The sequence below is a fragment of the Pseudomonas sp. AL10 genome (genome assembly GCF_029960685.1).
GTDB lineage: Bacteria > Pseudomonadota > Gammaproteobacteria > Pseudomonadales > Pseudomonadaceae > Aquipseudomonas > Aquipseudomonas lactis.
In genome coordinates, this window is sequence record NZ_JASBQZ010000018.1 from 69,151 (window position 1) to 81,987 (window position 12,837).

General features: G+C 61.7%; 11 protein-coding genes. 6 read left to right on the forward strand and 5 right to left on the reverse strand.

Annotated features, from left to right (window positions below; genetic code table 11):
• Positions 1-52 precede the first annotated feature (52 nt).
• The gene (locus QK296_RS17740) at positions 53-871 is read left to right on the forward strand and encodes a DUF4892 domain-containing protein (RefSeq protein WP_034135193.1); all 819 of its coding nucleotides are present in this window, start codon (positions 53-55) and stop codon (positions 869-871) included.
• A 72-nt stretch (positions 872-943) separates the two neighbouring features.
• The gene (locus QK296_RS17745) at positions 944-2,008 is read left to right on the forward strand and encodes an AI-2E family transporter (RefSeq protein WP_003190063.1); all 1,065 of its coding nucleotides are present in this window, start codon (positions 944-946) and stop codon (positions 2,006-2,008) included.
• 147 nt (positions 2,009-2,155) lie between these two features.
• On the opposite strand, the gene QK296_RS17750 is transcribed toward QK296_RS17745, so the two are convergent.
• The gene (locus QK296_RS17750) at positions 2,156-3,187 is read right to left on the reverse strand and encodes a HAMP domain-containing sensor histidine kinase (RefSeq protein ID WP_003190064.1); all 1,032 of its coding nucleotides are present in this window, start codon (positions 3,185-3,187) and stop codon (positions 2,156-2,158) included.
• Positions 3,187-3,951 carry a response regulator gene (locus QK296_RS17755; protein WP_003190066.1) on the reverse strand — a complete coding sequence of 255 codons (765 nt, stop codon included), beginning with the start codon at positions 3,949-3,951 and terminating at the stop codon, positions 3,187-3,189. The genes QK296_RS17750 and QK296_RS17755 overlap by 1 nt, the downstream gene beginning before the upstream one ends.
• A 259-nt stretch (positions 3,952-4,210) precedes the next feature.
• Between QK296_RS17755 and pyrF the strand changes: the two genes are divergently transcribed.
• Entirely contained in the window at positions 4,211-4,909 is a 699-nt protein-coding gene (gene pyrF / locus QK296_RS17760) for an orotidine-5'-phosphate decarboxylase (protein ID WP_003190068.1), read from the forward strand.
• A 124-nt stretch (positions 4,910-5,033) separates the two neighbouring features.
• Here the strand turns inward: pyrF and QK296_RS17765 are convergent, their stop codons facing one another.
• The gene (locus QK296_RS17765; protein ID WP_047710438.1) at positions 5,034-6,041 is read right to left on the reverse strand and encodes an NADP-dependent oxidoreductase; all 1,008 of its coding nucleotides are present in this window, start codon (positions 6,039-6,041) and stop codon (positions 5,034-5,036) included.
• Between the two features lie 228 nt (positions 6,042-6,269).
• Between QK296_RS17765 and QK296_RS17770 the strand changes: the two genes are divergently transcribed.
• The 3 genes from QK296_RS17770 to QK296_RS17780 all read left to right on the forward strand — a co-directional run bounded on the left by QK296_RS17770 (position 6,270) and on the right by QK296_RS17780 (position 10,725).
• Entirely contained in the window at positions 6,270-7,031 is a 762-nt protein-coding gene (locus QK296_RS17770; protein WP_003190072.1) for an SDR family oxidoreductase, read from the forward strand.
• A 200-nt stretch (positions 7,032-7,231) separates the two neighbouring features.
• Positions 7,232-8,644 carry a PLP-dependent aminotransferase family protein gene (locus QK296_RS17775; protein ID WP_137205072.1) on the forward strand — a complete coding sequence of 471 codons (1,413 nt, stop codon included), beginning with the start codon at positions 7,232-7,234 and terminating at the stop codon, positions 8,642-8,644.
• A 113-nt stretch (positions 8,645-8,757) separates the two neighbouring features.
• On the forward strand, positions 8,758-10,725 hold the full coding sequence (locus QK296_RS17780) for a methyl-accepting chemotaxis protein (RefSeq protein ID WP_192001928.1): 1,968 nt from the start codon (positions 8,758-8,760) through the stop codon (positions 10,723-10,725).
• 36 nt (positions 10,726-10,761) lie between these two features.
• Here the strand turns inward: QK296_RS17780 and QK296_RS17785 are convergent, their stop codons facing one another.
• Complete coding sequence (locus QK296_RS17785; protein ID WP_094775071.1) at positions 10,762-11,574, reverse strand: alpha/beta fold hydrolase; 813 nt, start codon at positions 11,572-11,574, stop codon at positions 10,762-10,764.
• A 370-nt stretch (positions 11,575-11,944) separates the two neighbouring features.
• The gene (locus tag QK296_RS17790) at positions 11,945-12,715 is read right to left on the reverse strand and encodes a hypothetical protein (protein WP_032900506.1); all 771 of its coding nucleotides are present in this window, start codon (positions 12,713-12,715) and stop codon (positions 11,945-11,947) included.
• Positions 12,716-12,837: the final 122 nt, after the last annotated feature.

Consider the following 12,837-nt stretch of genomic DNA (forward strand, 5'->3'; position numbering starts at 1 on the left):
TGAACACACTCAATATCGCTGTGACCAACATTGGCCAGGGCTCACTGATCCGATGAGCCTGGGCAAAGGATGTATCCGTGCCCTTGGCATTTGCTGTTTCAGCCCCCTGGTATTTGCCGCCGACCTGCCCGGCAGCCAGGATTTACCGGCGGTAGCCCGCCAGGTTGATGCGCAAATCGTCGATTACCGCCCCGCTGAAGACAAGGAACGCATCTACCCCATGGGCGCGATTCGCAAGATCAGCGGCCAGTTGCGCTACGAAGGCCAGGCCATCGCACGCGGCCCAGCCACTGCAATCACCTATGAACTACCCGCCGAACACAGCTCCAGCGCTGCCTTTACTGCAACGCGCGAAGCCTTGCAGGCCAAGGGCGCGCAGTTGTTGTTCTGGTGCAAGGCCCGCGATTGTGGCGAAAGCAGCCTGTGGGCCAACGAGGTGTTCGGCAACGCCAAGCTGGTGGGCGCCGACGGCCAACAGGAATACCTGCTGCTACGCCTGGCCGCCCCGCAGGACAATTCCCTGGTCGCGCTGTACGGCATCACCCGTGGTAACCGCCGCGCCTACCTGCATGTGGAGCAACTCGACGCCAGCGCGCCCTTGGGCGACCTGCTGCCCACCTCGGCCACCCTGCTGCGTGAACTTAAAAGCACCGGCGAGCTGGATTTTCCCGCGCTGGGCGCCGAACCGGATGACACCTGGCTGACCCTGATATCCCGCGCCTTGAACCTCGATACCACCCTGCGCGTCAGCCTGAGCGGGCCAAAGGCCGAGTCCTGGCGCCAGGCGCTGGTTGAGAAGGGCGTGCGCACCGCCCGTCTGGAAACCGGCAGCGGTGAAACCCAAGGACTGCACCTGCATCTGATACGCTAAGCACCACAGGGCGAACGGACCCGCGCCGTTCGCCTAAGCTCTCTTCCTACAGCCTTCTTCTCGAGATACCCGATGCTCAATAACGATCGCCTGCTGGTGCAAATCCTGCTGCTGGTGCTGTTTGGTGCCAGCTTCTGGGTCATGGCGCCGTTCTGGTCGGCGCTGTTCTGGGGCGCGGTGCTGGCCTTTGCCAGCTGGCCGCTGATGCGTTTGCTCACCCGTTGGCTCGGTGGCCGGGAATCCCTGGCCGCTGGCATCCTGACGTTGGGCTGGATGTTGCTGGTGGCGGTGCCATTGGTATGGCTGGGGTTCAACCTGGCTGACCATGTGCGTGATGCGGTGGCGCTGATCAAGGACATCCAGGTCGACGGCTTGCCCGAGGCGCCGACATGGTTGGGGTCGATACCCTTTGTCGGCGAGCGCCTGGTGGCGACATGGGACAGCATTGATCAGCAAGGCGCGGCGCTGATGGTGAGCATCAAGCCGTACCTGGGCCAGGTCGGCAATTGGTTGTTGGCGCGCAGTGCGCAAATTGGCGGCGGTATTCTTGAGCTGACCCTGAGCCTGGTCTTCGTGTTCTTTTTCTACCGTGACGGGCCGCGCCTGGCGATGTTTGTGCATCGCCTGTTGGAGCGCCTGATCGGCGAACGCGCGGGCTATTACATCGAACTGGTGGCCGGCACGGTGCAGCGAGTGGTCAATGGTGTGATCGGCACCGCTGCGGCCCAGGCGCTGCTGGCGCTGATCGGCTTTCTGATCGCCGGCGTACCGGGCGCGCTGGTGCTGGGTATCGTGACTTTCCTGCTCAGCCTGATTCCCATGGGACCGCCGCTGGTGTGGATCCCGGCCACGGCGTGGCTGGCGTGGAAGGGCGATTACACCTATGCGGTATTCCTGGGCGTGTGGGGCACGTTCGTGATCAGCGGCGTGGATAACGTGCTCAAGCCGTACCTGATCAGCCGTGGCGGCAACTTGCCGTTGGTTATCGTATTGTTGGGCGTGTTTGGCGGGTTGATAGCGTTCGGCTTTATTGGCCTGTTTATCGGCCCGACGTTGTTGGCGGTGGCTTACAGCCTGCTGACAGACTGGAGCGCGAGCCAGGCCCAGGTGCGCCGCGAAGACAAACCGTGTAACTGATGGGTGTAGGTGAGACGCCGTACCTGTGGGAGCTGGCTTGCCTGCGATAGCGTTGGGCCAGCCAACACCTCATCGACTGACACTACGCAATCGCAGGCAAGCCAGCTCCCACATTTGGATCGCGGCGCGTCAGGCAGGTGGGAGTTCTCAAACCCTCGGCAACCACATCACCGCCGTCAAACCACCGCCCGGTGTCTCCTCTAGGCTCAGGTGGCCGCCGAGTCGCTCGACGGCTTCCCTGGCAATGGTCATGCCCAAACCGACCCCTCCAGAATTGCGGTTGCGCGACCCTTCCAGGCGAAAGAACGGCTCGAACACCGCTTCGCGCTTATCGGCGGCGATTCCCGGGCCGTGGTCGATCACCCGTATCACCAGGGCGCCGCGGCTGTCGGCCAGTTCTACTCGGGCGGTGCCGGCATAGCGCAGGGCGTTGTCGATCAGGTTGTTCAGGCAGGAACGCAGGGCCATCGGCTGTACCTGCAACGGCGCACAGGTTCCAGAAAATTGCACGTCGCGGCCTTGGTCCTGGGCGTTTTCACTCAAAGATTCCACTAATGCCTGCACATCGAGCCAATGCCGTGTCTCGCTGGTGCGCTGTTCGTGCAGGTAACTCAAGGTGGCATCGAGCATGCCGATCATGTCGTCCAGGTCCTGGCGCATCTGGCCTTGCAGCTTGGGGTCTTCAATCTGTTCCAGGCGCAGCTTGAGGCGCGAGAGCGGGGTGCGCAGGTCGTGGGAGACCGCGCCGAGCATGCGGGCGCGCTGGCTGACCTGTTCGCGGATGCGCTTTTGCATCAGGTTGAAGGTGGAGGCCGCCTGGCGTGCCTCGCGAGGGCCGGACTCCACCAGGGGCGGGCTGTCGAGGTCGACGCTCAGGCGCTCGGCCGCTGCGCTCAGGCGCTGGATCGGCCGGCTCAGCAGTTTGGCGCCGTACCAGGCGGCGATGATCAGCGAGATAAATTGAAACGTCAGGGGCACCACCGGGCCGCCGAACCAGGGGCGAGGCGCCTTGCGCAAGGGCGTGAGGCTGCCGTCCGGTTGTTCGACGAACGCCGCGCGGGGCGGTGGCGGCGGGCCGTAGTGGTGAAACCAGAAGAACGCCAGCACATGGGCCAGCACAATCGCCACCAGCAACAGGCCGAACAGTCGCCCGAACAGCGTGTTGAAGGGGGCGCGCATCAACCGATATCCCGGGCGTCGAACAGGTAGCCTTCGCCGCGTACGGTCTTGATCAGTTGCGGAGCCTTGGGGTCATCCCCCAGTTTCTGACGCAGGCGCGACACCAGCAAGTCGATGCTGCGGTCGAAAGCCTCGATGGAACGCCCACGGGCCGCGTCCAGCAGCTGTTCGCGGCTCAGCACACGCCGCGGGCGTTCGATAAACACCCACAACAAACGAAACTCGGCGTTGGACAGCGGCACCACCAGGCCGTCATCGGCCACCAGCTGGCGCAGTACGCTGTTCAGGCGCCAAGTGTCGAAACGGATATTGGCCCGCTGTTCGGTGCGGTCATCACGCACCCGGCGCAGGATGGTCTGGATACGCGCGACCAGTTCCCGGGGTTCGAACGGCTTGGACATATAGTCGTCTGCCCCCAGTTCCAGGCCGATGATGCGGTCGGTGGGTTCGCAGCGGGCGGTGAGCATCAGGATCGGAATGTCCGATTCGGCGCGCAGCCAGCGGCACAATGTCAGCCCGTCTTCGCCCGGCAGCATCAGGTCGAGCACCACCACATCGAAGGTCTCCGCTTGCATGGCCTGGCGCATGGCGATGCCGTCGGTGACGCCTGAGGCGAGAATATTGAAGCGTGCCAGGTAGTCGATCAGCAGTTCGCGGATCGGCACGTCGTCGTCGACAATCAGCGCGCGGGTGTTCCAGCGCTTGTCTTCGGCGATCACCGCGTCTTTTGGCGCTTCGTTTACAGGGTCGCAAGGGGTATGCATAGCGAGGTCATCTGCCTGGTTGTGGCTGTCAGCATAGGCGCCCAGTTCCAGGGCTGGAAGTGCTGGGCGGGCGGTCATGTGCGCGAGGCTAGCCGGGCGGCGTATTGGGGGCGTGTCGTGAATGTATCGGGCTTGAAACAATTGCCTTGAATCGCCGGTATTGGGCGCTTGATCGGTATTTACCGATCATCGGATCCCGCAACGGCGCTGCTTGCGCTACAATCCGCGCCGATTTCGACTTGCCTGAGAGCCCATTCCAATGTCCGTCTGCCAGACTCCTATCATCGTCGCCCTGGATTACCCCACCCGTGACGCCGCACTGAAGCTGGCTGACCAGTTGGACCCCAAGCTTTGCCGGGTCAAGGTCGGCAAGGAATTGTTCACCAGTTGCGCGGCGGAAATCGTCGGTACCCTGCGGGACAAAGGCTTCGAAGTGTTCCTCGACCTCAAATTCCATGACATCCCCAACACCACGGCGATGGCCGTCAAAGCCGCGGCCGAGATGGGCGTGTGGATGGTCAATGTGCACTGCTCCGGTGGCCTGCGCATGATGAGCGCCTGCCGCGAAGTGCTGGAACAGCGCAGCGGCCCCAAACCGTTGTTGATCGGCGTGACCGTGCTCACCAGCATGGAGCGCGAAGACCTGGCGGGCATTGGCCTGGATATCGAGCCGCAGGTGCAAGTGTTGCGCCTGGCAGCCCTGGCGCAGAAAGCCGGCCTCGACGGCCTGGTGTGCTCAGCCCTGGAAGCCCAGGCCCTGAAAAACGCACATCCGTCGCTGCAACTGGTGACACCGGGTATCCGTCCTACCGGCAGCGCCCAGGATGACCAGCGCCGTATCCTGACCCCGCGCCAGGCCCTGGATGCGGGCTCTGACTACCTGGTGATCGGCCGGCCGATCAGCCAGGCGGCGGATCCTGCAAAAGCGTTGGCAGCGGTCGTCGCCGAGATCGCCTGATTTTTAGAGTGAGCAAAAAATGTGGGAGCTGGCTTGCCTGCGATAGTATCAACTCGGTATCACTTAGAAACCGAGTTGCTTGCATCGCAGGCAAGCCAGCTCCCACATTTGTTTTTGTGGTGTGTCAGCTGACTTTGAGCACCAACTTCCCGAAGTTCTCGCCGTTGAACAGCTTCATCAGCGTTTCCGGGAATGTCTCCAGCCCTTCGACAATATCTTCCTTGCTCTTGAGCTTGCCCTGGGCCATCCAGCCGGCCATTTCCTGACCCGCCGCCGCGAAGTTCGCCGCGTGGTCCATCACCACAAAGCCTTCCATACGCGCACGGTTGACCAGCAATGACAGGTAGTTCGCCGGGCCTTTGACCGCTTCCTTGTTGTTGTACTGGCTGATTGCACCGCAAATCACCACGCGGGCTTTGAGCGCCAGGCGGCTGAGCACCGCGTCGAGAATATCGCCGCCGACGTTATCGAAATACACGTCCACGCCTTTGGGGCACTCGCGCTTGAGGGCGGCGGGCACGTCTTCGCTTTTGTAGTCGATGGCGGCGTCGAAGCCCAGCTCATCGACCAGGAACTTGCACTTCTCGGCGCCACCGGCGATCCCCACTACGCGACAGCCTTTGAGCTTAGCGATCTGCCCGGCGATGCTGCCCACGGCACCGGCGGCGCCGGAGATCACCACGGTGTCACCGGCTTTCGGTGCGCCGGTCTCCAGCAGAGCAAAGTAGGCCGTCATGCCGGTCATGCCCAGGGCGGACAGGTAGCGGGGCAGGGGCGCCAGCTTGGGGTCCACCTTATAGAAACCACGGGGCTCGCCAAGGAAGTAATCCTGCACGCCCAGTGCACCGTTCACGTAGTCCCCCACCGCGAAGTTCGGATGCTTCGAGGCAATCACCTTGCCTACGCCAAGGGCGCGCATCACTTCGCCGATGCCTACCGGTGGGATGTAGGACTTGCCTTCATTCATCCAGCCACGCATGGCCGGGTCGAGGGACAGGTATTCGTTGCGCACCAGCACCTGGCCGTCCTGGGGCTCGCCCACCGACACTTCCTGGTAGGTGAAGGTCTCTCGCGTGGCGGCACCGACCGGGCGTTTGGCGAGTAGAAATTGGCGGTTGGTCTGGGCGGTCATGGCAAGGACTCTTTAGAAATGGAACATGAGTGATAGACCCTCAGGGGCAGAAGGGCAAGGGTATGCGGCGCAGGCGAATGCCCGGCAATAGGCCTCGCTGATAATCAGCCGGGCGGCTTTATCACTACGATTCATGCAGCGCCAACCGGCCTTCTGATAGTGCTGATGCGCGGCTGCCAGCGTTGGCTAGACTCGCCTCACCGCAATTAACCCCACAGGACAGTTCCCATGAGCATGACGTTTTCTGGCCAAGTCGCCTTGGTGACCGGCGCCGCCGCTGGTATTGGCCGCGCCACCGCGCTGGCATTCGCCGCCGAAGGCTTGAAGGTGGTAGTCGCGGACCTTGATGTGGCAGGAGGCGAGGGCACTGTGGCACTGATCCACCAGGCCGGTGGCGAAGGGATATTTGTACGCTGCAACGTCACCCTCGACACGGACGTGCAGCAATTGATGGCACAGACCGTCGCCACCTATGGGCGCCTGGACTACGCCTTCAACAACGCCGGCATCGAGATCGAGAAGGGCAAGCTGGCAGACGGCAGTCTTGATGAGTTCGATGCCATCATGGGGGTTAACGTCAAAGGCGTGTGGCTGTGCATGAAGTATCAGTTGCCTTTGCTATTGGCCCAGGGTGGCGGGGCCATCGTCAATACCGCATCGGTGGCGGGGTTGGGGGCGGCGCCGAAGATGAGCATTTATGCGGCGTCCAAGCATGCGGTGATCGGCCTGACCAAATCAGCGGCCATCGAGTACGCGAAGAAGAAAATCCGCGTGAATGCCGTCTGCCCGGCCGTGATTGATACCGACATGTTTCGCCGCGCCTATGAGGCCGACCCACGCAAGGCTGAGTTTGCCGCAGCCATGCACCCGGTCGGACGCATTGGCAAGGTTGAGGAAATCGCCAGCGCCGTGTTGTACCTGTGCAGCGATGGCGCAGCATTTACCACCGGTCAGGCCCTCGCGGTGGACGGCGGCGCGACGGCGATCTAGGACGGCAGGTCGCGGGGCATTCGAAAACAGGGCCAGGTGCTGTGGGGCGTTTCCATGGCGGGCAGTGGGCTGTGCTCGAATATGTTTCACTAGGTAAATAACCCAATAAAATCAATACTTTAATAAAAGTTGGCGACCGGTTTTACCGGGCTTCTGTGCTTAACTGTTAGGGGTTAACAGACAGTTGAAGTGAGTGGCTCATGGATTTAGGGATCGATCGACAAGCCCTGGTACCGGTTGTTCAGCAGATCGTCAGCGCGGTGGCAGAATGGATTCGCAAGGAGGGGGTGAGCCCTGGCACACGCTTGCCGTCCATTCGCCAATTGGCCCTCGATAACCTGCTGAGCCAGGCCAGCGTGATCGAGGCATTCGAACGATTGGCGGCCCAGGGGTTGCTGGCCCCCCGACATGGCTCGGGGTTTGTGGTGGCGTCACCCACAACGGTCCACGAAAACCATTGGTATGAAGGGGCCGAACAGGGCTGGGGTGCATTCACCGATGGCCCACTGGGCCAGCTGAAGCTGGGCTGCGGCTGGCTACCCGACACCTGGCGCGAAAGCGATGACATCAACTACGCGATCCGCGAACTGAGCCGTACCGACACCGGCGGCCTGTTCAACTACAGCACACCCTTGGGGTTGCCGACGTTGCGCGAACAACTGCTCAAGCGCCTGACCCAGATACACGTGCCCGCTAGCCTGGAACGTATCCTCACCACCCACGGCGCCAGCCATGCCCAGGACCTGTTGATACGCACGCTGCTCAAGCCCGGTGATGAGGTGGTGGTCGAGACACCCGGGTATGGCAATCTCTATCGCCAACTGGCCTTTCAGGGGGTTACGCTGCTGCAAGTGCCGCGCACCCGTGGTGGCCCGGATATCCCGGCATTGGAAGCGCTGCTGCACACCCACCGGCCCAAGTGCCTGTTCATCAACAGCCTGTATCACAACCCCACAGGGACCAGTTTGATCCGTCCGGTGGCGGAGCGCTTGTTGGAGTTGGCACGCGAGCGCGACTTCCTGATTATCGAAGAGGACGTTTACGGTGACCTGCAACATGCCAGTTGCACACGCTTGTCAGCGCTGGCCCATGATGACCGGGTGATCTATGTGTCGAGCTTTTCCAAGACACTGAGCGGTGCCCTGCGCGTGGGTTACCTGTGTGCCAATGCCGCGATCATCACGCAATTGGCCCAGCTCAAGACCCTGACAGGCATCGGCACCTCACGTTTTGCCGAAGCCATGGTGGCGACGTTGTTGAGTAACGGCACTTACCGTAAGTGGGTGCAGCGCCTGCGCAAGCGCCTGAACGCGCAGATGGCCGCGACGTTGCAGGTGCTGGAGGATGAAGAGTGGCAGGTATTTGCCGCACCCGCAGGTGGCATGTTCCTGTGGGCGCGACCGGGCTTGGCCGACCCTTTGCGATTGCAAGCCTGCGCCCAGCGCCTCGGTGTGTTGCTGTCGCCGGGGGCGTTGTTCAGCCCCACGGGTGAGCGCAGCGAATGGCTGCGCATCAATGTGGCCTACGCGGCTGACCAGCGCGCATTGACGCTGTTCCGCGCCATGGGCGCGGCAAGATCGACCTCGACCATTCTGAAAACGACGCACATGTAGCTTTTTGCCATTATTGCGGCGCCAGCGGCTTGTGCTCAGTGCCTCGGGGTTGCGAATCTCGCTGCTTGTAAACCTGGCTTATGGCATTTGCCATTGCAAGAGGATCAAGTGCAATGATTTCGGGCGTGCAACGACATTTCGCCAACCTCGGTATGGCAAAAAAACTCGGCTTGGGTTTTACCCTGGTACTGCTGCTGACGGCCCTGGTGGCGGCCATCGGTGTATGGTCCCTGCAGACCATCGGCCAGCGCTTCGAAGGCCTCACGTCGATGTCGACGCTTAACAGTGACCTGCTCAAGGTGCGCTTGATCGAACAAGACTATGCGCTGCACGCCGACCCCAAGGCCGTTGATGCCCTGCATGTCAGTGTCGATGCGCTGCTGGCCCAGGCCACGCGTCTCAAGGCTCGGTCCGCCAGCAACGAGCGAGTGATGGGCGACGTTGAACAAGCCTTGGTCGCCTATCGCCAGGCATTCGATGAGTTCGTCGAGTTGACCCAGACCAAAGACCTCGCCCTGGAAATGGCCAGTTGGTCGGTGTCCAGCGTGGCCAATAACCTGGATGTGCTGCAAGCCGGGCTGGCGGATGACGGTGCCTATGGCCTTAAGGAAAGCCAAGGCAAGGAGGGCGCGGAGTTTATCGAGCAGGCCGGGCAGGTCAGCCAGGTGTCGCGCCTGATGTTGCAGGCCATGAACGAGGCGCGGGTACGCCTGGACCAGAGCCGCAGGGCAGACGCAGAGGACGCCGGGCAGGGCAAGATCGAGCAAGCCGACCAGGCCCTGGCTGAAGTCGAGAAACTCAAAACCACGGTCAAGGACCCCGGCTACCAGACCGTGCTCAATGAAGTCGCCGGGCATATCGCTTCGTTCAGTGAAAAGCTCGGCGAATACACCGCGCTGCTGGCCCAGGAAAAAGTGGTCTACACGCAATTGCATGACCGCGCCGAGCAAGTGGTCAGCCGGGTCAACCAGGCGTATGCCGCCGAAGACCAGTCCATGCAAACACAGTTGCAGCACAGCACGCTGTTGATCATCGGTTCATCTGCTCTGGCACTGCTGGTGGGTTTGATCGCTGCGTGGGTGATCACCCGCTTGATTGTTGCGCCGTTGCGTGCGGTGATCGCCGTGGCCCAGCAGATCGCCTCGGGTGACCTGAGTGGGCGCATGGAGGTCAGCCGGCGTGATGAAATCGGCCAGTTGATGCAGGCGATGCAGCAGATGGGCAACAGCTTGAGCCAGATGGTCAGTGGGTTGCAGGCGGGGATCGAACAACTCGCCAGTTCCGCGCATTCGCTGTCCAGCGTCACCGAGCAAACCACCGCCGAAGTCAGCAGTCAGAAAGACGAAACCGAGCAGGTCGCCACGGCGATGAACCAGATGACCGCCACCGTGCACGATGTGGCACGCAATGCCGAGCAGGCGGCCCAAGCCGCGCAGACCGCGGATGCCAAAGTCGATAGCGGCCAGCAGGTGGTACGCATGAGCCTGCAGCGTATCGAATTGCTGGCCACGTCCAGCAACAGTGCCAGCGCCAGCATCGAAAGCCTCAGCGCGCAAATCCAGAATATCGGTACCGTGTTGAGTGTGATCCAGAGCGTGGCCGAACAGACCAATTTACTGGCCTTGAACGCTGCGATTGAGGCAGCGCGTGCCGGTGAGCAGGGGCGTGGCTTTGCGGTGGTGGCCGATGAGGTGCGGGCACTGGCCAAGCGCACCCAGCAATCGACCGAGGAAATTGAACGGCTGGTCAGCACCTTGCGCAGTGCGGCGCAGTCCTCGGTGCAGCAGATCCAGCAGAGCGGCGAGCTGGTGAAGCTGGCGGTCAGTGATGCGCTGGAAACCGAAGGGGCCCTGGGCGGCATTGCGGCGGCCGTTTCATTGATCCAGCAGATGAACCAACAGATCGCCGCAGCCGCCGAGGAGCAAAGCTCGGTGGCCGAAGAGATCAACCGCAGCGTTACCAGTATTCGGGCGAGTGCCGATCATTCGGCGTTGAGCATGCAAGGCAATGCCGCCTCGAGCATCCAGTTGGCGCAGTTGGGCGCGCAACTCAAGGGGATGGTGGGGCATTTCCGCCTTTGATCGCAGCCAAGGCGCTGCGATCTGAGGGCAGGGCAATCAGCCGTGGTTGGCGAGGAAGGTCAGCAGCGCCTCGTTGACGAAATCCGGGTTCTCGCGACTGGAGATATGCCCGGCTTCAGGGATCAGGATCAGGCTGCAGCCGATCAGCTCGGCCATTTCCTCGGATTCTGCCGGTGGCCGGGGTTTGTCCTGCTCGCCGCACATCACCAAGGTGGTGTCGGAGTCCAATCCAGGTAATTGCGCCAGGATGTCTTCGCGGCTGAAGATCAGGCGGCCCAGCGGCACGATACTGTCCAGCAAGCGTTCTTTGGGGAAGCTTTGCAGTGACTGGCGAAAATCCTGGTACAGCGCGGATTCGCGGTCGATGCCCGGGCGGAAGAAGATCGGTGCGATCACATCCAGCAAGGGTTCGGGGATCGCCCCGGCGTCTTCAATCATCTTGAACAGCGAGAAATAGTACTGGCGCGTTGCTTCGGGTTCGGCCCCGAGGTAGGTGTCCATCAGCACCACGCTGTTGATGCGCTGGGGAGCCAGCAGCGCCAGGCGTGCGCCCCACATGCCGCCGACCGAGAGGCCCACCAGGTTGGCCTGTGCGATGTCCAGGTGATCCAGCAGTGCCAGGGCCTGGCGGGCAAGGTCATCCAGGGAATGGGTGAGTGCTGGCAACGGGCCGGACTCCCCGTGGCCCCACAATTCGGGGACGATTACGCGGTATTGCTGCGACAGCGCTTCAATCTGCGGCGCCCACATGTCGCTGGCCCATAGGTAACTCGAACCCAGTAGCACGACGGGGCCGGCGCCCTGGTCGATATAGTGCAGCGGTTGTCCATCAATCACGGCGACAGGCATAACAGGCCTCTAGTTTCACGGAGTGAGGGGCACTTTTTTACGCTAGTCGGAGGCGGGGGGATAGGTGCACATTGATGGCATGTGATGATTTGGGCGCTGTGGCAAGCAAGCTTACTCCCGCGACGGCCCGCCAGCCGCCGCTTATCTTCCGAACATCCCCTCACTTCAAATGTGGGAGCTGGCTTGCCTGCGATGACGGCCTGCCAGCCGATGCTTGCCTACCTGGCACCCCACAATCGAACTGTGGGAGCGGGCTTGCTCGCGAAAGCGGTGGGTCAGCAACATCAATGTTGCTGGGCCGACGTCTTCGCAGGCAAGCCAGCTCCCACCTTTGATCTTCGTTGCTTTGAGCATTGCGCTCGCGTTGCCATCAATCGTAAATAGCTTTCTTCTTCCACTCGGCGTCAGCGTCAACAACTTTCAAGCCCTCGGTCAACTCGTTGACTTCGTCCTCGGCAGGCTGGCTGTTGGTCAGCACTGTGGAGTTGGCGCGCGCCAATTGGGACTCCAGCAGTTGCAACTGGGCGCTGTAGAGCACCGGCTCCGGCTGTTTGCGCAAGTACTGCACGCCGCGCTCGAACGCCAGGCGAGCCTGGCCGGGTTGGCCTTGCAGCAGGGCGTGCTGGCCGAGGTTGTTGAAAAACTCGATGTGCAGCAGCACCAGGATATGCCGGATTTCCTTGATCCAATGCTTGGCCTCGTTGGTCGGCAGGAAGCCGTCCTGGGCGGCGCGGGTGACTTGGCCGTGCAGGGCTTCGAGCAAAAAGCGCACGTCCTTGGCCTTGGCTTCGGTCTGGATCGGTGCCGGCGGGTTGGCCACTGGAATCGACTCGCCTTGGGCGATCAGCGCATTCAGTTCGGTGATACGCGCCTTGAGTGGTGCGCTGGACTTGTTCAGGTTCAACAGGCGCTGGTTGACGTTCAGCTCCAGGCGAGCCAGCAACAGCTTGAGTGCTGGGGTCATCAGTTGGCCGGGGAAGGTCTCGGTGATTTCACCGCAGCGACGCAGCCGATCGTTAAGCTCGATCTCGGTGCGCTTCTTTTCCAGCTTGTTGTTTTCCACCACGTGGTTCATGTAGCCAATGGCGATCAGTATTACGATCCCGGCTATTACCAGCAGGGTGATCATGAGTGGTGTCACCGGTGTGACCTCTTTAATAGGGTGTGCTGTGGAGTGTAGTGACTGGGTCATCCGGCGGATAGGACCGATCGACCAGTTGCCCAGGTGATTTCTTCTATATAGGCAGGCGTTGTCTGAATGGA